Annotated in this window: 21 protein-coding genes and 1 riboswitch; of the genes, 19 read left to right on the top strand and 2 right to left on the bottom strand. The window is 52.1% G+C overall.

Annotated elements, in window-relative coordinates; genetic code table 11:
* Positions 1–172: 172 nt before the first annotated feature.
* Positions 173–366, bottom strand: a riboswitch (cobalamin riboswitch).
* A gap of 375 nt (positions 367–741) precedes the next feature.
* Together HMPREF3091_RS11420 and pduF are read right to left on the bottom strand one after the other, a co-directional pair.
* Positions 742–1,644 (bottom strand): transcriptional regulator PocR, encoded by a 903-nt coding sequence (locus HMPREF3091_RS11420; protein ID WP_070715964.1) that lies wholly within the window; start codon positions 1,642–1,644, stop codon positions 742–744.
* 299 nt (positions 1,645–1,943) lie between these two features.
* Positions 1,944–2,744: a propanediol diffusion facilitator PduF gene (pduF, locus tag HMPREF3091_RS11415; RefSeq protein WP_004090396.1), complete on the bottom strand. Its 801-nt coding sequence runs from the start codon at positions 2,742–2,744 to the stop codon at positions 1,944–1,946.
* Positions 2,745–3,363: 619 nt separating this feature from the next.
* Here pduF and pduA point away from each other — a divergent pair.
* From pduA to HMPREF3091_RS11320, 19 genes are all read left to right on the top strand, one after another.
* Entirely contained in the window at positions 3,364–3,648 is a 285-nt protein-coding gene (gene pduA, locus HMPREF3091_RS11410; RefSeq protein ID WP_004090398.1) for a propanediol utilization microcompartment protein PduA, read from the top strand.
* Positions 3,645–4,457, top strand: coding sequence for a propanediol utilization microcompartment protein PduB (gene pduB / locus HMPREF3091_RS11405; protein ID WP_070715963.1), 813 nt, complete (start codon positions 3,645–3,647; stop codon positions 4,455–4,457). Before pduA ends, pduB begins: the two co-directional genes overlap by 4 nt.
* 20 nt (positions 4,458–4,477) lie before the next feature.
* Positions 4,478–6,142 (top strand): propanediol dehydratase large subunit PduC, encoded by a 1,665-nt coding sequence (gene pduC / locus HMPREF3091_RS11400; RefSeq protein ID WP_004090403.1) that lies wholly within the window; start codon positions 4,478–4,480, stop codon positions 6,140–6,142.
* Positions 6,143–6,157: 15 nt separating this feature from the next.
* Positions 6,158–6,829, top strand: coding sequence for a propanediol/glycerol family dehydratase medium subunit (locus tag HMPREF3091_RS11395; RefSeq protein ID WP_167510560.1), 672 nt, complete (start codon positions 6,158–6,160; stop codon positions 6,827–6,829).
* A 14-nt stretch (positions 6,830–6,843) separates the two neighbouring features.
* Positions 6,844–7,368, top strand: coding sequence for a propanediol dehydratase small subunit PduE (pduE, locus tag HMPREF3091_RS11390; RefSeq protein ID WP_070715961.1), 525 nt, complete (start codon positions 6,844–6,846; stop codon positions 7,366–7,368).
* Positions 7,369–7,503: 135 nt separating this feature from the next.
* Positions 7,504–9,339 (top strand): diol dehydratase reactivase subunit alpha, encoded by a 1,836-nt coding sequence (locus HMPREF3091_RS11385; RefSeq protein ID WP_070715959.1) that lies wholly within the window; start codon positions 7,504–7,506, stop codon positions 9,337–9,339.
* Complete coding sequence (locus tag HMPREF3091_RS11380) at positions 9,336–9,710, top strand: glycerol dehydratase reactivase beta/small subunit family protein (protein ID WP_004090413.1); 375 nt, start codon at positions 9,336–9,338, stop codon at positions 9,708–9,710. The genes HMPREF3091_RS11385 and HMPREF3091_RS11380 overlap by 4 nt, the downstream gene beginning before the upstream one ends.
* A 13-nt stretch (positions 9,711–9,723) precedes the next feature.
* Positions 9,724–9,999: a propanediol utilization microcompartment protein PduJ gene (gene pduJ / locus HMPREF3091_RS11375; RefSeq protein WP_004090424.1), complete on the top strand. Its 276-nt coding sequence runs from the start codon at positions 9,724–9,726 to the stop codon at positions 9,997–9,999.
* 21 nt (positions 10,000–10,020) lie between these two features.
* On the top strand, positions 10,021–10,599 hold the full coding sequence (locus HMPREF3091_RS11370) for a BMC domain-containing protein (protein ID WP_070715957.1): 579 nt from the start codon (positions 10,021–10,023) through the stop codon (positions 10,597–10,599).
* Positions 10,599–11,249: a phosphate propanoyltransferase gene (locus HMPREF3091_RS11365; protein ID WP_004090428.1), complete on the top strand. Its 651-nt coding sequence runs from the start codon at positions 10,599–10,601 to the stop codon at positions 11,247–11,249. Before HMPREF3091_RS11370 ends, HMPREF3091_RS11365 begins: the two co-directional genes overlap by 1 nt.
* Positions 11,246–11,743, top strand: coding sequence for a microcompartment protein PduM (gene pduM / locus HMPREF3091_RS11360; RefSeq protein WP_070715956.1), 498 nt, complete (start codon positions 11,246–11,248; stop codon positions 11,741–11,743). Before HMPREF3091_RS11365 ends, pduM begins: the two co-directional genes overlap by 4 nt.
* A 3-nt stretch (positions 11,744–11,746) precedes the next feature.
* Positions 11,747–12,022 (top strand): EutN/CcmL family microcompartment protein, encoded by a 276-nt coding sequence (locus tag HMPREF3091_RS11355; protein WP_008813238.1) that lies wholly within the window; start codon positions 11,747–11,749, stop codon positions 12,020–12,022.
* A gap of 15 nt (positions 12,023–12,037) precedes the next feature.
* Positions 12,038–13,057, top strand: a complete 1,020-nt coding sequence (locus HMPREF3091_RS11350; RefSeq protein WP_070715955.1) for a cob(I)yrinic acid a,c-diamide adenosyltransferase — start codon at positions 12,038–12,040, stop codon at positions 13,055–13,057.
* On the top strand, positions 13,057–14,445 hold the full coding sequence (locus HMPREF3091_RS11345; RefSeq protein WP_070715952.1) for an aldehyde dehydrogenase family protein: 1,389 nt from the start codon (positions 13,057–13,059) through the stop codon (positions 14,443–14,445). The genes HMPREF3091_RS11350 and HMPREF3091_RS11345 overlap by 1 nt, the downstream gene beginning before the upstream one ends.
* Positions 14,446–14,455: 10 nt before the next feature.
* Positions 14,456–15,571 (top strand): 1-propanol dehydrogenase PduQ, encoded by a 1,116-nt coding sequence (locus HMPREF3091_RS11340; protein WP_004090442.1) that lies wholly within the window; start codon positions 14,456–14,458, stop codon positions 15,569–15,571.
* Positions 15,564–16,955 (top strand): 4Fe-4S dicluster domain-containing protein, encoded by a 1,392-nt coding sequence (locus tag HMPREF3091_RS11335; RefSeq protein ID WP_070715950.1) that lies wholly within the window; start codon positions 15,564–15,566, stop codon positions 16,953–16,955. Before HMPREF3091_RS11340 ends, HMPREF3091_RS11335 begins: the two co-directional genes overlap by 8 nt.
* Positions 16,956–16,980: 25 nt before the next feature.
* Positions 16,981–17,538: a BMC domain-containing protein gene (locus tag HMPREF3091_RS11330; RefSeq protein ID WP_070715948.1), complete on the top strand. Its 558-nt coding sequence runs from the start codon at positions 16,981–16,983 to the stop codon at positions 17,536–17,538.
* 14 nt (positions 17,539–17,552) lie between these two features.
* The gene (gene eutS, locus HMPREF3091_RS11325) at positions 17,553–17,903 is read left to right on the top strand and encodes an ethanolamine utilization microcompartment protein EutS (protein WP_008813232.1); all 351 of its coding nucleotides are present in this window, start codon (positions 17,553–17,555) and stop codon (positions 17,901–17,903) included.
* Between the two features lie 4 nt (positions 17,904–17,907).
* Positions 17,908–18,348, top strand: coding sequence for a EutP/PduV family microcompartment system protein (locus HMPREF3091_RS11320; protein ID WP_070715946.1), 441 nt, complete (start codon positions 17,908–17,910; stop codon positions 18,346–18,348).
* The last annotated feature ends 1 nt before the right edge of the window (position 18,349 follow it).

The following is an 18,349-nucleotide window of genomic DNA, read 5'->3' as shown; positions in this document are numbered from 1 at the left end:
GCGGTTGCCGCGCCTACGGCCAGTTCCTATGTGAATAAATGCTTGTTTGTCTGAATTTTGCATAAAAAAATCCCGCCATTTCTAGCGGGATAGGCAGGGTCATAGAGATGCATTTACGCAACGACACCGCTGCGCGCATCTGATGACAACCCGCTTCCCACCGAAGGAGTTGAAACGTTTTTACTGATATGGCAGGTCTTCTGGCTTAGCGTCATTCTCTCCCGTCACCTTCCCAATCCTGTTAGATCAGTGGTCTCGGCGGGTTCGTCAGCATCACAGCAGCGGGGGCTGCGGGGGATTCTCACCCCCTTCCCAATCGTGTCTTTTATTCAAGGCCACGACATAACCATTTCAGTCACTACCTTTATCTATTTCAGTAGACTCTGTTATTCATTTCTTTTTTTGTCGTATGACTCACACTTTGATTTTCATTATTGTAATCTGGCAATTAATCATTGATGGATTGATCGCAGCGTTAAAAGTGAATATACACCTCTGCGATCGTAATAAATGGTCTACTTCGTTTTTTTAGCGTGAATTTCTTGCTGCACCACAACAAATATTTGCTATCAATACTAGCAATGACATATTAAAAACAAACAATTAGGGGAATGTTTACGCCATCAAAAAATAGTAAAAACTTGTCATTATTTATTTTTTGCGCTTCTACTCTTTATTTAATCTTTAAAATAGCGTTACCTGTGTGAATCACATGACACATTGATATATGAACAACGGCGATCACTCTATTCCCCGGCGTTCAGAAGATATTGAACGAAATACCTGTGGCGTCACGTTATAGGCCTGACGGAACACTTTGCAAAAATAGCTGGTCTGTGAAAATCCCAAATTTTTGGCAATACTGGCAATACTCCAATCACTGTGTTGCAGCATCTCTTTCGCATTGATCATCCGTTGCTGATTGACCCAAGCATTAAAACCAATTCCCTGATATTTTTTAAATAATTTGCTGAAGTAATAAGGGCTGAGATACACGCTTGCAGCCACATCCTCCAAACGCAGCTCTTCCGAAAGATGAGTATCGATGTAGCGCAATGCCTTCTTGATTTTGCTGTCATTGGGATGAACAGGACGTATCCTACCCGGCTCTTTGCTGTCTTTATTATCGTTGATAACCACGAAATTCAGATGCTTCTTGAGGCAGTTCTCCACAATCAACTTCAGCAAATCTGCCGAAGCAATGACGCGAGAAAAATCCATCATAGGCACATTCTGGAACTCATCCATCAGCGCCGGATCCTGTTGCCACTTATTATCAACATTAAGAATATCAATCAGATAAACATCAGAGTGCAATCGCACCTGACCACATAAAACAAACCCCACCAAATGGCCTGCAATCACCAGCGGGATTGAGAAATCCGTTAGTCCGGCGTGGCAGCGATAGATACAAGGTTCATTGGATTTTGACGCCTCAAAGCCACCACAACGATCGCTCATACGACAACGGAGATGGTTAACGGGGTCTTGGCGCATCATCTGACAAAACGGCGTGAAATTGAACAGATCGGAAATCTCTTCACCGTGAATATTCACCACGACCACAGCCAGCCCGGTTGCTTGGGCAAAATCCTGCGCGATTTTATTTATGAGCTCTGAGTTTAGAGAACTGGCAGAAATCATGATAAAACCTCTCAGTTAATTTTAATTTATTGTTATTAAATTTCGTTTATTACTGCGTATAATCCCTGTAATGAATAATATGTTTCTGCTTTGCTAGATTGTTATTCCTATCCATGGTGTGGAAACGATTTCTCAATGAAGGTGTACACTTCCATGAAATGGAGTCAGCTAACGTTCACCTTACCAGAGCCATAATCAACAGAGGACTATAATCCGTCCATTAACTAGCGTAGATCACGAAATTTCCTCATCCCGTTTCATAAAACCAAGATGAGGAAACATGGTTAATGAGTGGTGTTCTAATCCTCTAACTTACAGGCATTACAAGGCAGATTGTTGCAAATCAAGAAGCGATAGATTGCAGCACCGAGACAGGCACCAATGATAGGCGCCACGATTGGAATGATGAAGTAAGGAATATCCCGCCCACCGGTCATCGCGATGTTTCCCCAACCGGCAAAAAATGTAAATAGTTTAGGGCCAAAATCGCGAGCTGGATTCATCGCAAAGCCGGTTAATGGCCCTGTTGCCGCACCAATCACCGCTACCAAAATACCGATCAAGAGTGGACCTAATGCGCCGCGTGGCACACCGTTGCCATCATCGGTCAGCGCCATAATCAGCCCCATCAGAATTGAGGTGATAACGATTTCAACAAATGCGGCCTGCCAGACACTGATAGCCGATGCGGGAAAAGTACTGAAAATACTGGCCAGTTGCAGGCTATCCACACTACCGCGAACCATCTGATGCGCGGCTTCAAAATCAGTAAATAAGTTGTGATACATCATGTAAGACAGCGCTGCGCCGCCAAACGCCCCTGCGATTTGCGCAATGCTGTAGGGAAGGACTTTCCGCGCAGGGAAACAGGCAAACAGCCACAGAGCAATAGTAATAGCAGGATTAAGATGAGCCCCAGAAATCCCAGCGGTCAGATAGACGGCCAGTGAAATCCCAAACCCCCACACGATACAAATTTCCCACAAACCAAAACTGGCACCGGCCACTTTCATTGCCGCCAGACAGCTAATACCAAAAAACAAAAACAGCCCGGTGCCAAGGAATTCTGCAATACATTGAGCTTTGAGCGAGTCGTTCATAGGATTACCCTGTTAGAAGTTATTATGATAAATAGGTTGTGTTCAGTAATGCACGCTCCTTGACGCCACCACTATAAAGAGGCCGAAAATGAAAGTGTTGTCGTGATTCACGATGAATCAAACAAAAAATAGAGTTCAAATAACAAATTATTGTCCTCGCACTGTGAAAAAAACCATTAAAATCCTGTAAATAAGCAACCTACACATTAATGAAATAATGTGATTTTCTTGTCATTTATTCTTTTCGTTATTGTAAGTACGCTCACAAATTCTCTTTTGGTGTGAACTCGCTCGCATATTTATATGTGTGTGTTTGTTTATCGCGCGCAATTACCAAAAAGAATATCCCGTGTCACGAACTAAATTGTAATTATGAAGTTCTCATAACCAATTATTACCACTTAAACTCTAGCGAACATGCTACAAAAACAATTAGTTAAAAAAAATCACAGCAATAATTTGTTATTTCGTCGCTAATCATTCCCACCAGTAAATTCAACACAACCATTCTTTTCCATTGCTTGTTTGTATATTCACTCTCAGCACGAACCTGACACGTTATTTATGAATATGACAATTCAAGCCAGAACACGGCATCTGATATTCCGTCGAGGTACTTATGCAACAAGAAGCACTAGGAATGGTGGAAACCAAAGGTTTGACCGCCGCCATTGAGGCCGCTGACACCATGGTGAAATCGGCCAATGTGACATTGGTGGGCTATGAAAAAATTGGCTCTGGCTTGGTCACCGTAATCGTACGTGGTGACGTCGGCGCCGTGAAAGCGGCCACAGATGCAGGCGCCATTGCCGCCGCCAACGTGGGTGAAGTGAAATCAACTCATGTGATCCCGCGCCCTCACACCGACGTCGAGAAATTTTTGCCAAAGGGAAATAGCCAATGAACAGCAATGACCTGGTCGATCAAATCATGGCGCAGGTGATAGCAAAAGTCAGCGAACACGCTCCGGCGTCTTCGATACAACCATCCTATAAACAACGAGATACGGCTATGGCTGAGAAAGCTTGCAGTTTAACGGAATTTGTTGGTACCGCCATCGGCGACACGGTCGGACTGGTTATCGCCAACGTAGACAGCGCCCTACTGGACGCAATGAAGCTGGAAAAACGCTATCGCTCGATCGGTATTTTGGGCGCTCGCACCGGCGCGGGGCCACACATTATGGCGGCGGATGAAGCCGTAAAAGCCACCAATACCGAAGTGGTCAGCATTGAATTACCTCGCGATACCAAAGGCGGCGCGGGTCATGGCTCGCTGATTATCTTTGGTGGCGATGACGTTTCGGATGTGAAACGCGCGGTTGAAGTGGCATTGAAAGAGTTAGACCGAACCTTTGGCGACGTTTACGCCAATGAAGCGGGCCACATTGAGCTGCAATACAGCGCTCGCGCTAGCCACGCACTGGAAAAAGCCTTTGGCGCACCGCTGGGGCGCTCTTGTGGCGTGATTGTTGGCGCGCCTGCCTCGATTGGCGTGTTGATGGCCGACACCGCCGTGAAATCAGCCAACGTTGACGTAGTGGCTTACAGCTCACCCGCACAGGGCACCAGCTTTAGTAACGAAGTCATTCTGGTTATCTCCGGCGACTCTGGCGCAGTGCGTCAGGCAGTCATTTCTGCCCGTGAGATCGGCAAAACGGTATTAGCAACCTTGGGTTCTGAACCGAAAAACGACCGCCCTTCTTACATCTGATGCCACAGTGAGGCTGTTTCATGAAATCGAAAAGATTTGAAGCATTGGCGAAACGCCCCGTTAATCAGGACGGTTTTGTCAAAGAATGGATCGAGGAAGGCTTTATTGCCATGGAAAGCCCGAACGATCCGAAACCATCCATCAAGATCGTCAACGGTGTCGTAACCGAGCTCGACGGCAAGCCGCAAAGCAGTTTTGACCTGATCGACCACTTCATCGCCCGCTACGGCATTAATCTGGAGCGTGCGGAAGAAGTGATGCAGATGGATTCCGTCAAACTCGCCAATATGCTGTGTGATCCCAATGTGTCACGCCGCACCATTGTGCCACTGACCACCGCCATGACACCGGCCAAAATCGTCGAAGTCGTCTCCCACATGAACGTGGTTGAAATGATGATGTCGATGCAGAAAATGCGCGCCCGCCGCACGCCGTCACAGCAGGCTCACGTTACTAACGTCAAAGACAACCCTGTACAAATTGCCGCCGATGCCGCTGAAGGCGCATTCCGCGGTTTTGATGAGCAAGAAACCACCGTAGCCGTGGCTCGCTATGCGCCATTCAATGCGATTGCACTGCTCGTGGGTTCCCAAGTCGGTCGCCCTGGCGTTCTGACACAGTGTTCTCTAGAAGAAGCCACCGAACTGAAGCTGGGGATGCTGGGCCACACCTGTTACGCAGAAACCATTTCGGTGTATGGAACTGAACCCGTCTTTACCGATGGCGATGACACGCCATGGTCTAAAGGTTTCCTCGCTTCGTCTTATGCATCACGTGGTTTGAAAATGCGCTTCACCTCCGGCTCAGGCTCCGAAGTCCAGATGGGCTACGCCGAAGGGAAATCCATGCTGTATCTGGAAGCGCGCTGTATTTATATCACCAAAGCCGCAGGGGTTCAGGGATTACAAAACGGCTCCGTGAGCTGCGTCGGTGTCCCTTCCGCAGTGCCATCAGGCATTCGTGCCATTTTGGCGGAAAACCTGATTTGTTCAGCGCTGGATTTAGAATGCGCATCCAGTAACGACCAAACCTTTACCCATTCGGATATGCGTCGTACCGCTCGCTTGCTGATGCAATTCCTGCCGGGCACTGACTTCATCTCCTCCGGTTATTCAGCGGTGCCTAACTACGACAACATGTTCGCTGGCTCCAACGAAGATGCCGAAGATTTTGATGATTACAACGTGCTACAGCGCGATCTGAAAGTGGATGGTGGCCTGCGTCCCGTACTGGAAGCTGATGTGGTCGCGATTCGTAATAAAGCCGCCCGCGCACTGCAATCCGTATTTGCTGGAATGGGGCTTCCGCCTATCACCGACGAAGAAGTGATTGCCGCGACCTACGCTCACGGCTCCAAAGACATGCCAGAACGCAACATCGTTGAAGACATTAAGTTCGCTCAGGAAATCATCAGCAAGAACCGCACCGGTTTGGAAGTGGTGAAAGCGTTGGCACAAGGCGGCTTTGAGGATGTGGCGCAAGACATGCTGAACATCCAGAAAGCCAAGATTGCCGGTGACTACCTGCATACCTCGGCCATCATCAAAGGCAACAACCAAGTGCTGTCCGCGGTGAATGACGTCAATGACTATGCAGGACCAGCGACCGGTTACCGGCTGGAAGGTGCACGTTGGGAAGAAATTAAAAATATTCCAAACGCGCTTGATCCGAATGAGCTTGGCTAAGGGGTTCACGAAATGGTGGATATTAACGAAAAACTGCTACGCCAAATTATTGAAAGCGTATTGCAGGAAGTGCAAGGAGACCAGAATACCGTCTCCTTTAAGCAAGAGAACCAACCTGCGCCAGCTGCTACCGCCGTTGCATCAGGGGATTTTCTCACTGAGGTTGGTGAAGCGCGTCCCGGCACCCAGCAGGACGAAGTCATCATTGCCGTCGGCCCCGCTTTTGGCCTGTCGCAAACCGCCAATATCGTTGGCATACCACACAAAAATATTCTGCGTGAATTAATTGCGGGTATCGAAGAGGAAGGCATCAAGGCGCGGGTTATCCGCTGCTTTAAATCCTCTGATGTGGCCTTTGTTGCGGTAGAAGGCAACCGCCTGAGCGGTTCGGGGATATCTATTGGCATCCAGTCAAAAGGTACCACGGTCATTCATCAACGCGGTTTGCCTCCGCTCTCTAACCTTGAGCTGTTTCCACAGGCTCCCCTGTTGACCCTAGAGACATACCGTCTGATTGGTAAAAACGCCGCGCGCTATGCCAAGCGAGAATCACCACAGCCGGTTCCAACCCTGAATGACCAAATGGCTCGGCCAAAGTATCAGGCCAAATCTGCGATTCTGCACATCAAAGAAACCAAATATGTGGTGACTGGTAAGAATCCTCAGGAACTCCAGGTGGCGCTTTAACAAAGGAAAACACGATGAATTCCGAAGCTATTGAATCCATGGTTCGCGATGTGCTGAGCAAGATGAACAGCTTGCAAGGCCAAACACCCGCGGCAGGTTCTGCTCCAGCAGCCAGTTCGCGTAGTGACGCCAAAGTCTCTGATTATCCTCTGGCGAATAAACACCCCGACTGGGTGAAAACCGCAACCAATAAAACGTTAGATGACCTCACGCTGGCGAACGTGTTGAACGGCAGCGTCACCTCACAGGATTTGCGCATTACGCCTGAAATCCTGCGCATTCAGGCATCAATTGCCAAAGATGCAGGGCGTCCTCTGCTGGCGATGAACTTTGAACGCGCCGCTGAGCTGACCGCGGTGCCCGATGACAAGGTGCTGGATATCTACAACGCCCTGCGTCCATACCGCTCCAGTAAAGAAGAGCTGAATGCTATCGCCGATGACTTAGAACAGACCTACCACGCGACCATCTGTGCCGCCTTCGTGCGAGAGGCCGCTGTTTTGTATGTTCAGCGCAAAAAGCTCAAAGGCGACGATTAATTTGGCGATATCGCACGGAGGGAGATATGTCGTTGGGGTCGTAGCGCGGTAATCCGCCCACTCTCCAAGACATGCAGCCCTTCCCCCCTCAACAAGAAATGAGGGGATTACTATCAGCAACTTAAGGCAGGAAATATGGGTCGGCATCGGTATATAGCAGGCGTGGATATTGGCAACTCATCAACGGAAGTGGCATTAGCGCAAATTGCAGCTGACGGTCAATTGCAATTTGTTGCCAGCGCGCTGACGGAGACTACCGGTATCAAAGGGACGCAACGCAACATTTTCGGCATCAATAAGGCGCTGAACCTGTTGGTGGAAAAAGCGGGGATCGCCCTGAGCGATATCAGCCTGATCCGTATTAACGAAGCGACCCCCGTCATTGGTGACGTGGCGATGGAAACCATCACGGAAACCATCATTACTGAATCCACCATGATCGGCCATAACCCCAAGACGCCCGGTGGACTGGGATTGGGCGTTGGGCTGACCATCACTATAGATGAACTGGTCACTCGTGATCCGACCCAGCCTTATATTCTGGTCGTACCGTCCGCCGTGGATTTTGCCGATGTCGCTGCCGTGGTCAATGCCGCCAACGGCGCAGGATACCGCATTACGGCGATTATCCTGCAACGTGATGATGGTGTGTTGGTGAGCAACCGCCTCACGCAACCACTGCCCATCGTCGACGAAGTGCTGCATATCGACCGTATCCCTATGGGCATGCTGGCAGCGGTTGAAGTTGCCATGCCAGGTCAGGTGATAGAAACCCTATCGAATCCTTATGGCATTGCCACGGTTTTCGAACTCAGCGCAGAAGAAACCAAAAACATCGTGCCAGTGGCTCGCGCATTGATTGGCACTCGATCTGCGGTCGTGGTGAAAACCCCCGCTGGCGATGTTAAAGCCCGTTCTATTCCAGCCGGACATCTGGAGTTATTTGCTGACGGACGCACTGTGCGAGTGGATGTCGCAACCGGTGCGGAGACCATTATGACGGCGGTGAACAGCTTCCGGCATCTGGACAACGTGAGTGGCGAGGCCGGCACCAATATTGGCGGCATGCTTGAGCACGTGCGTCACACCATGGCAGAGCTGACCAACAAACCAGCCAATGAAATCTTTATTCAGGATTTGCTGGCGGTGGACACCGCGGTACCGGTCAATGTCATTGGTGGTCTGGCAGGTGAATTCTCGCTCGAACAGGCGGTGGGTATTGCCTCCATGGTGAAATCTGACCGCCTGCAAATGGCGCATATTGCCAGCGAAATTGAAAAGACACTGAATATTGATGTGCAGGTCGGGGGGGCAGAAGCCGAAGCGGCGATACTCGGTGCGCTAACCACACCAGGGACGCGTCGGCCGCTAGCCATTCTCGATCTCGGGGCTGGCTCTACCGATGCCTCCATCATCAATGCGCAAGGTCAAATCGTCGCGACGCATCTGGCCGGTGCTGGCGACATGGTCACGATGATAGTGGCGTCTGAGCTCGATCTCCAAGACCGATACTTGGCCGAAGACATCAAGAAATACCCTTTAGCCAAAGTGGAAAGTCTGTTCCATCTGCGCCACGAAGACGGCAGCGTTCAGTTCTTCCCACAGCCGCTACCGCCAGAGGTTTTTGCTCGATTGGTGGTGGTAAAACCTGAAGGACTCGTGCCGCTACCCGGGAATTATGCGCTGGAAAAAGTGCGCAATATCCGCCGCTCAGCCAAAGAGCGGGTATTCGTTACCAATGCCCTGCGCGCACTACGGCAGGTCAGTCCGACCGGTAATATTCGCGATATCCCCTTCGTGGTTTTGGTCGGTGGGTCATCGCTGGACTTTGAAATTCCACAATTAGTGACCGACGCCCTCTCCCACTACAAGTTGGTGGCCGGTCGCGGCAATATCCGCGCCATCGAAGGCCCGCGTAACGCGGTCGCCACCGGATTGATTCTGGCTTATCAGCGGGAGAGTGGCCGATGAACTTCCCCAACGATGCGCCAGCCATTGTTATTAGCCTCACCTCATCAACGCCCGAGGCGATTTGGCATCAAGTCTTGTTAGGGATTGAGGAAGAAGGCATTCCTTGGCAATGCCAGCAAGACGATGACGGCGATGCAGTTCAACGTGCTTGGCAGGCAGCCACCCGCTCGCCGTTATTGGTTGGGCTGGCCTGTTCTGCCGACGAAATCATCGTGCATTTCCGAAATCTTCCCCCAGCTAGCCCGCTGTTTCGGCAGGCATGGGGGCAAGACGCAGACCAATTACGGCAGCTAGGCAACAACGCCGCCCGCTTGGTTAAAGGTTTACCGTTTAAGTTTTCACCCAAAAAGTCATTCCCACAACCCCGATGAAGGATAGAGAAATATGAATAATGCACTGGGATTAGTCGAAACCAAAGGCTTGGTCGCGGCAATTGAAGCGGCTGACGCCATGGTCAAATCGGCCAACGTACAGTTAGTTGGCTACGAGAAGATTGGATCCGGCTTGGTCACCGTCATGGTACGCGGCGATGTTGGCGCAGTTAAAGCAGCCGTTGACGCGGGTTCTGCGGCTGCCAGCGCGGTGGGTGAAGTGAAGTCTTGCCATGTGATCCCTCGTCCGCACAGCGATGTAGAAGCCATTTTACCGACCTCAGCCTAAGGGCAATAAGAGGAGCACAGCGTGAAAACGTCACTGGGTTTACTTGAAGTTAGTGGTCTAGCGCTGGCGATCGGTGCGGCGGATGCCATGGCAAAAGCGGCATCCGTCAGCCTGATTGATATAGAAAAAACCAACGGATCGGGTTGGATGTTAATCCGCCTGGCCGGTGATGTGGCTTCGGTTCAGGCGGCAATCAGTACCGGTGCCGCCTTTGCCCAACAACATCATGGTTTAGTGTCGAGCGCCGTATTGGCTCGCCCAGCAGATGCCTTGATGGCGCATTGGCAAGCACCCCAGCGTGAGTCGATAGCCACCGCCCCAACCACCTTGCGTGAACCAGCTCATGAGGTCGCCGCTGAAAGGGGTATCACTGAAATATGCGTACCTGAAAAAGTGGAAACAGCGGCTCCGCTTCCTGTCGATACCATCACCGACGAGACGAGTGACATCGTCATCGGTGAGGAACCACAGGATACACACGGTGAGGCTCCGCCAGCGCTGAGTGTGAGCTGCAATCTCTGTCTAGATCCGGCTTGCCGACGCCACAAAGGCGAGCCTCGCTTTCGCTGTATCCACGCGGCTAAACGAGGAAAAGTCTGATGGAAAAAACGTTACTGGAACCCGTTGTCAGTAAGATCCTCGACGAAATGCGTCTTCGTCCGATCCCGCTTGGGGTTTCCAATCGACACCTGCACCTCTCGGTGCAGGATTACCAACAATTATTTCCCAATCAGCCACTGATTGAGAAAAAAGCGCTGCTCCAGCCCGGTCAATTTGCCGCCGAACAAACGGTAACGCTGGTTGGCCCCAAGGGCAGCCTAAAAAACGTCCGAATTCTTGGCCCTCTGCGCAGCCACAGTCAGGTTGAGATCTCCCGTACCGATGCCCGCACATTGGGTGTTAATGCACCGCTGCGTATGTCTGGGAATCTGGACCAAACCCCCGCTATTCGGTTGGTCAGTCCGTACGGTGAACTGGAATTACCGCAAGGAGTTATTGTGGCGCAGCGGCATATCCATATGTCACCACTGGATGCCCTACTCTATCGCGTCAAACACGGTGACTGCGTGCAGGTCGCCATTCAGGGAAGCGGTCGCAGGCTGATCTTAGACGATGTTGCTATTCGGGTTTCCCCACAAATGAAACTGGAAATGCACATCGATACCGATGAAGCCAATGCCGCAGGCGCTGACGACCCAGCGGCTTTTGCCACGTTGCTACCTTCATCAGCACGGACACAGCAGCCATGAATCTCACTCAGGCGCAAACCGAACAACTGGTCAGCCAGATTGTCACGCGGTTGGTCGAGCGCGAACGCCGGGTTCACGCCTTGGTGTTGCCTCAGCTACGCGCCGGGCTCGACTCATCGGTATTCGTATTGCATGCCACTTTGCACCTGATGCTGCCGGATCTGGCATTTATCCGCCGGTTGGCGCACGACGAAACCCAATGTCCGGCCGTTGCCGCGCTGCACGAAGCATGGTCGTGGGGGATGAAAGTTCATATCAGTTTGCATCGCCAATTGTTACCTGCGCTACCCGCAGCGGCATTGCGTCCTTTGCCTCTGAGTTTCAGCGACAGTCAAGGCGTTGCGGTACGGCTGCATGCGGGTCAGGTATTGAGCTATCGAGATATTGCCGCACTGTCTCCCGGCTGGTTATTGATTGATCACCATACGCTGGTTACACCGCTGGCACAGGACACCTTGTCAGCCCGTCACATTCAACTGTTAAGGCAGGAGTAAAACATGCAACTGGCCCGAGTGGTAGGTTCTGTCGTCTCAACGCAAAAGTCCCCGACGCTGATCGGTAAAAAGCTGCTGTTGGTACGCCGTGTCGCCGGTGACGGCTCGCTTCCACCTGATAGCAATACGCCAGATGAAGTCGCCGTCGACTCGGTCGGTGCAGGTCAGGGGGAATTGGTGTTGCTTTCGGCAGGCTCCAGCGCCCGACGTGTTTTTGCCGAGCCGAATGATGCCATCGATTTGGCCATCGTCGCCATCGTCGATGAATGCTCTTACTGATGAGGCGGTGAGTTTATGAGCATCTATACCAAAACCGGTGATGCCGGCACAACAGCCCTTTTCACCGGACAACGGGTGAAAAAAAGTCACCCTCGAGTGGAAACCTACGGCACGTTGGATGAACTGAATGCGGTGCTCAGCCTGTGTGCTCGCGTAGCACAAGGCGTTGAAAATCTTCAGTTGCTTGATGCCGTACAACACCAGTTATTTTACTTCAGCGCCGAACTGGCCAGCGTTGGCATAGACACCCCACCCGATGGGCAAAAAAGCATTACTGAGCAGGATATTCACGCACTGGAACAGGCCGTAGATCGTTGCATGGCACAGTTGCCGCCGGTACACGGTTTTATTCTGCCCGGAAACACTGAGGCGGGCAGCCGCTTACATTTTGCCCGTACCCTCGCACGGCGCTGTGAACGACGCCTGATCGAACTAGCCGAACAAGTTCCCGTACGCCCGGTGTTATTGCAATACCTAAACCGTTTATCCGATTGCCTGTATGCCTTGGCCCGCGACGAAGATCAGCGCCAACAGTTACAGCAAATCGCCCAAACCGTGGCGGCCCGTTATCTGGCAGCAACAACAGAGAAACCAAAATCTATGATCGCTCATCCTTCCGCAGATGAACTTGGATTTTCCGATGTTCATCAGATCGTTAAGCAGGCAGTTGATGCTGCCATAGCACTAGAGATCGCCGTCGTCGTGGCACTAGTCGATCGCCACGGCAACATGATGATGACCTACCGCATGCCCGATGCCCTGCTGGTTAGTAGCGAACTGGCGCCTAAAAAAGCCTGGACCGCGGTCGCGTTGAAAACCGCAACCCACCAGCTCAATGCCGCGGTTCAACCGGGAGCCGATCTGTACCAACTAGAAGCCAGTACGGGTGGAAAAGTGGTCAGCTTTGGCGGGGGCTACCCCTTATGGCGCAATGGCCAATTGGTCGGTGGGTTAGGGATAAGCGGCGGCAGCGTTGCACAAGATATGCACATCGCAGAAGCGGCCATGTCGGCTTTACATTTGAGGAATGAATAATGAATACCAATGAACTTGAATCTCTCATTCGCACTATCCTCACCGAGCAACTGATGCCCGCAACCGCGTCGGCTTCCAACGCTATTTTTGCAAGCGTTGATGAAGCGATCAATGCCGCTCATCGCGCATTTTTGCGCTATCAGCAAAGCCCAATGAAAACGCGCAGCGCCATTATTAGCGCTATCCGCGAGCAACTTAAACCACAGCTATTGTCACTGTCTGAACGCGGTGCCAATGAAACGGGCATGGGCAATAAAGAAGATAAGTTTCTAAAAAACAAAGCTGCGCTGGAAAACACCCCCGGGATTGAAGATCTGGCCACTACCGCGCTGACGGGTGACGGCGGCATGGTGCTATTCGAATACTCACCGTTTGGCGTCGTGGGTTCGGTCGCCCCCAGTACCAACCCGACCGAAACCATTATCAACAACAGCATCAGCATGTTAGCTGCAGGTAATGCCGTCTATTTCAGCCCACATCCTGGAGCTAAAGACGTTTCGCTGGATCTCATTGCCCAAATAGAAGAGATCGTCTTTAGCAGCTGCGGTATTCGCAATCTGGTGGTGACGGTCGATAACCCGAGTTTTGAAGCCACACAACAGATGATGGCACACGACAAAATTGCGCTGCTGGCGATTACCGGCGGGCCGGGCATTGTGGCCATGGGGATGAAGAGCGGCAAGAAAGTGATTGGTGCCGGTGCTGGCAACCCACCTTGTCTGGTGGATGAAACCGCCGAATTGGTGAAAGCGGCGCAGGATATCGTTGCCGGTGCTTCGTTCGACTACAACCTACCGTGTATTGCAGAAAAAAGTCTGATTGTGGTGGAGAGCGTTGCTGACCGTTTATTGCAACAAATGCAGGCCTTCGATGCATTGCTCATCAGTCATCCGCAAGAAGTCGACAGCCTGCGTAAAGCCTGCCTAACACCACAGGGACATGCTAATAAGAATTTGGTGGGTAAAAACCCTGCTGAGCTGCTGAAAGCGGCGGGGATCACTTGCCCAGCTAAAGCACCTCGCCTGTTACTGGTAGAGGTTGCGGGTAACGATCCACTGGTCACTAGCGAACAGTTGATGCCGCTGTTACCGGTCGTGCGGGTAAAGGACTTTGATGCAGGGCTAACACTGGCGCTGCAGGTTGAAGGGGGTCTACACCATACGGCGACCATGCACTCGCAGAATGTTACCCGACTGAATCTGGCCGCTCGTCTGTTACAGACCTCTATTTTTGTGAAAAACGGTCCGTCCTACGCTGGAATTGGCGTCGGCGGTGAAGGCTTTACCACCTTTACCATCGCCACCCCAACCGGAGAAGGCACAACCTCGGCTCGTACTTTCGCGCGCCAACGTCGCTGTGTGCTGACCAACGGTTTCTCCATTCGCTGAGCGAGGACACATGAAGACTTTTTTCCTGCAAACACGCATTTATAGCGGGGAAGGCAGCCTGAAAGCGCTGCAACGCTTCCATCAGCGAAAAATCTGGATCATTTGCGACGGTTTTCTGGCGACGTCACCCGTGCTGGATCACCTTAAGCAAGCGCTACCGGCTGACAATCATATTAGCCTGTTCAGCGATATCACCCCAGACCCCAGCATCGCTACGGTGGTTAAGGGGATTGAACAGATGCAAGCGCTACGCCCCAATATTGTCATCGGTTTTGGCGGTGGCTCAGCGCTGGATGCCGCCAAGGCCATTGTCTGGTTTAGCCGCAAACAAGGGCTGGAGATAGAAACCTGTATCGCCATCCCCACCACCAGCGGAACAGGTTCGGAAGTCACCAGCGCCTGCGTGATAAGCGATCCGGAAAAAAGTATTAAATATCCTCTATTTGACGATGAAATCTATCCAGATATCGCCATTTTGGATCCGTCTCTGGTCGCCTCCGTGCCACCGGCGATCACCGCGAATACAGGGTTAGACGTGCTGACACATGCGCTGGAGGCCTATGTGTCACCGCATGCCAGCGATTTTACCGATGCCTTAGCTGAAAAAGCCGTACAACTGGTATTTCGTCATCTGGCAACCGCCTGTCGTAAAGGCGATTGCTTGATCACTCGCGGAAAAATGCACAATGCTTCGACGCTGGCTGGAATGGCATTCAGTCAGTCCGGTTTGGGGATCAATCATGCCATTGCCCATCAATTGGGCGGTCAATTTCACATTGCGCACGGGCTAGCAAACGCCCTGCTGCTGGCACCGGTGATTCGCTTTAACGCTATCGATACGCGTGCACGTAAACGCTATGCACGGCTGGCAAAACTGTGTCACTTCAGCCCAGCGAATGCCGACGATCGCGCTGCGGTTAATCAGTTAATTCACCAAATAGAATTGCTGAAGCGCCAATGCGGAATACCTCAACCGCTGACCGCAATGAAAGTCACCGAACGCCAGTTGCAACAGCGTATTCCAGACATGATTACCGCCGCTCAGGCCGATGTAACTTTGCGTACGAATCCGCGTCCTGCTGACGACAAGGATATTCGTGGCATTATCGAGGCGCTTTATGAGTGATATTCAACTATCAGATGCCCATGCGCTGAGTACGCCCCCCGCCTATGGCGAACTGATGCAATGCGATGCAGCAACGATCCAACAGCGCGTGCGCGATGCTGGTGTGGTGGGCGCGGGTGGTGCGGGCTTTCCTACCGCGGTGAAACTTCAGGCGCAGGCGGAGATTTTTCTGGTCAATGCCGCCGAGTGTGAACCTATGTTAAAAGTGGATCAGCAACTGATCCCACGTCAGGCGGCACGGCTGGTTCGTGGCGTGCTGTATGGCATGACCGCAACCGGTGCGCGCGAAGGCATTATTGCGCTCAAAGCCAAATATAAGGAGGCGATTGCGGCACTAACCCCGCTGCTGCCTGCGCAAATTCGGCTGCATATTTTACCCGATGTGTATCCCGCTGGAGATGAAGTCATCACCATTTGGTTGGCGACAGGTCGCCGGGTTCCTCCCGCCGCCCTGCCAATCAGCATCGGCGTGGTCGTGAATAACGTACAAACGCTGCTCAATGTGGCTCGGGCGGTAGAACAACAATGGCCTGTCACTCGCCGCACCTTAACGGTCAATGGCGCGGTGGCTCGACCGTTAACCCTGACAGTACCGTTAGGCACAACGCTTAGGGAAGTTCTGGCGCTGGCCGGTGGTGCAACTGTTCCTCATCCGGCTTATATCAACGGCGGCCCGATGATGGGTCATGCGCTGCATGATCTCGATCACCCCGTCACCAAAACAACGGGCGGCCTGCTGGTACTACCCGCCGATCATTTGCTGATCACCCGCCGCGCTCGTAGCGATCAAGACGTGCTCGCTATTGCCCGCACCGTCTGCGAGCAGTGTCGCATGTGTACTGAACTGTGCCCGCGCCACCTTATCGGCCATGAATTACCGCCGCATCTGTTGGTGCGAGCCATTACCTATCAACAAGTTGCTACGCCCGACATCTTACTGAGCGCCCTCACCTGTTCAGAATGCAGCCTGTGTGAAAGCTATGCCTGCCCGGTCGATATCTCACCCATGCGCATCAACCGCCTGCTGAAAACACAGCTACGCGCCCAAGGAGCCCGCTATCAAGGAGAGCTACGAGAAGCCGACCCGATGGCAAATTACCGCATGGTGCCGATATCACGCCTGATTGCCCGTTTGGATCTCACCGACTGGTACCAAGCCGCGCCGTTTAGCGAGGAAAGCTATCTGCCTCAACAGGTCATTTTACCACTGCGCCAGCATATCGGTGCTGCGTCTGAAGCCGTCGTCACCGTGGGAGAGCGGGTCGTACAAGGCCAGTTGATTGGAAAAATCCCCGATAACGCCTTGGGCGCACCACTCCATGCCAGCATCAGCGGCGTCGTGACGGCCATCAGCCAGATCGCCATCACGATTAGTCGGGACTGACTGCGTTTTTTAAAGAGGAATGTGCATGTCACAAGCCATTGGAATTGTTGAATTAAGCAGTATTGCCAAAGGGATGGAAGTCTGCGACCTGATGCTGAAAAGCGCCAATGTCGACCTGTTGGTAAGCAAAACGCTGTGCCCTGGCAAATATTTGCTGATGGTGGGTGGCGATATCGGCGCGGTGAAACAGTCGGTACAAAATGGTGAGCGCCACAGCGGTCATTTATTGGTCGACAGCATCGTTTTGCCCAACCTTCATCCCTCCGTGTTACCGGCTATCAGTGGCCTGAATACGGTAGAAAACCGCCAAGCCGCTGGCGTGGTAGAAACGTGGAGCGTGGCGGCCTGCATCACGGCAGCCGACCGTGCGGTCAAATCCGCCAATGTCACTTTGGTGCGCATCCATATGGCGTTTGGTATCGGTGGCAAATGTTATCAGGTGCTCAGTGGCGATATTGCCGATGTGCAAACTGCGGTAGAAGTGGCCAGCCAGTGCGCCGGTGAAACCGGATTATTGGTTTACAGCTCAGTGATCCCGCGTCCCCACGAAGCGCTGTGGCGTCAGTTAGTTCAAGAGGCATGATGGAGGCCAACATGATGGAAGCAAATAATCCCCCCGAGCGCGTGATCCAAGAGTATGTACCGGGTAAACAGATCACTCTCGCGCATCTGATCGCCAACCCAAATAAAGCGCTTTATAAAAAGCTCGGGCTAAACGATGTCAGCAGTGCCATTGGCATTTTGACGATCACCCCGAGCGAAGCTTCGATTATTGCCAGCGATATCGCGACCAAATCCGGTGCTGTGGAGATTGGTTTTATCGACCGTTTCACGGGAGCGGTGGTGTTCACCGGCGATGTTTCAGCGGTGGAGTATGCCCTGAAACAAGTCATCCACACGCTGGGTGACATGATGAAATTTACCGCCTGCCAGATGACTCGGACCTGATGCTATGCAACGCATCATGTTGATTGGCCCCAGCCAGTGCGGAAAAACCTCGTTAATTCAGCGTTTGCGCGGAGAAGACCTTAATTACCAGAAAACTCAGGCCATTATCTGGCAGGACAATGCCATTGATACGCCCGGAGAGTATTTGGAAAACCGGTGTTTATACAGCGCGTTACTGGCAAGCGCCTGTGAATCAGATGTCGTGGGGTTGGTACAAAACGCCGATGCCACACAAAGCTGGTTCGCCCCCATGTTGGCGCAGGTTTTCAATAGACCGGTGATTGGCATCATCAGCAAAGCCGACACGGTTATCCATCCAACACAGTTGGACTGGGCGGCGGATTGCCTTGCTCAAGCCGGTGCAGAGCACATTTTCATCACCTCGTCGCAGACCGGCGAGGGGCTAACTGACCTTATGACCTATTTGAATCATTCTGGAGAGTAGT

Origin of the sequence: Hafnia sp. HMSC23F03 (assembly GCF_001816025.1) — a bacterium.
GTDB lineage: Bacteria > Pseudomonadota > Gammaproteobacteria > Enterobacterales > Enterobacteriaceae > Hafnia > Hafnia paralvei.
Note: the sequence above shows the minus strand (reverse complement) of the source record. Positions and strands in the feature narration are given on the sequence as shown.

What these genes read in the sequence shown, in the direction of transcription:
- HMPREF3091_RS11420 (WP_070715964.1), bottom strand. Translation starts at nt 1,644, where the DNA reads ATGATTTCTGCCAGTTCTCTAAACTCAGAGCTCATAAATAAAATCGCG.
- pduF (WP_004090396.1), bottom strand. Translation starts at nt 2,744, where the DNA reads ATGAACGACTCGCTCAAAGCTCAATGTATTGCAGAATTCCTTGGCACC.
- pduA (WP_004090398.1), top strand. Translation starts at nt 3,364, where the DNA reads ATGCAACAAGAAGCACTAGGAATGGTGGAAACCAAAGGTTTGACCGCC.
- pduB (WP_070715963.1), top strand. Translation starts at nt 3,645, where the DNA reads ATGAACAGCAATGACCTGGTCGATCAAATCATGGCGCAGGTGATAGCA.
- pduC (WP_004090403.1), top strand. Translation starts at nt 4,478, where the DNA reads ATGAAATCGAAAAGATTTGAAGCATTGGCGAAACGCCCCGTTAATCAG.
- pduE (WP_070715961.1), top strand. Translation starts at nt 6,844, where the DNA reads ATGAATTCCGAAGCTATTGAATCCATGGTTCGCGATGTGCTGAGCAAG.
- HMPREF3091_RS11385 (WP_070715959.1), top strand. Translation starts at nt 7,504, where the DNA reads ATGGGTCGGCATCGGTATATAGCAGGCGTGGATATTGGCAACTCATCA.
- HMPREF3091_RS11380 (WP_004090413.1), top strand. Translation starts at nt 9,336, where the DNA reads ATGAACTTCCCCAACGATGCGCCAGCCATTGTTATTAGCCTCACCTCA.
- pduJ (WP_004090424.1), top strand. Translation starts at nt 9,724, where the DNA reads ATGAATAATGCACTGGGATTAGTCGAAACCAAAGGCTTGGTCGCGGCA.
- HMPREF3091_RS11365 (WP_004090428.1), top strand. Translation starts at nt 10,599, where the DNA reads ATGGAAAAAACGTTACTGGAACCCGTTGTCAGTAAGATCCTCGACGAA.
- pduM (WP_070715956.1), top strand. Translation starts at nt 11,246, where the DNA reads ATGAATCTCACTCAGGCGCAAACCGAACAACTGGTCAGCCAGATTGTC.
- HMPREF3091_RS11355 (WP_008813238.1), top strand. Translation starts at nt 11,747, where the DNA reads ATGCAACTGGCCCGAGTGGTAGGTTCTGTCGTCTCAACGCAAAAGTCC.
- HMPREF3091_RS11350 (WP_070715955.1), top strand. Translation starts at nt 12,038, where the DNA reads ATGAGCATCTATACCAAAACCGGTGATGCCGGCACAACAGCCCTTTTC.
- HMPREF3091_RS11345 (WP_070715952.1), top strand. Translation starts at nt 13,057, where the DNA reads ATGAATACCAATGAACTTGAATCTCTCATTCGCACTATCCTCACCGAG.
- HMPREF3091_RS11340 (WP_004090442.1), top strand. Translation starts at nt 14,456, where the DNA reads ATGAAGACTTTTTTCCTGCAAACACGCATTTATAGCGGGGAAGGCAGC.
- HMPREF3091_RS11335 (WP_070715950.1), top strand. Translation starts at nt 15,564, where the DNA reads ATGAGTGATATTCAACTATCAGATGCCCATGCGCTGAGTACGCCCCCC.
- HMPREF3091_RS11330 (WP_070715948.1), top strand. Translation starts at nt 16,981, where the DNA reads ATGTCACAAGCCATTGGAATTGTTGAATTAAGCAGTATTGCCAAAGGG.
- eutS (WP_008813232.1), top strand. Translation starts at nt 17,553, where the DNA reads ATGGAAGCAAATAATCCCCCCGAGCGCGTGATCCAAGAGTATGTACCG.
- HMPREF3091_RS11320 (WP_070715946.1), top strand. Translation starts at nt 17,908, where the DNA reads ATGCAACGCATCATGTTGATTGGCCCCAGCCAGTGCGGAAAAACCTCG.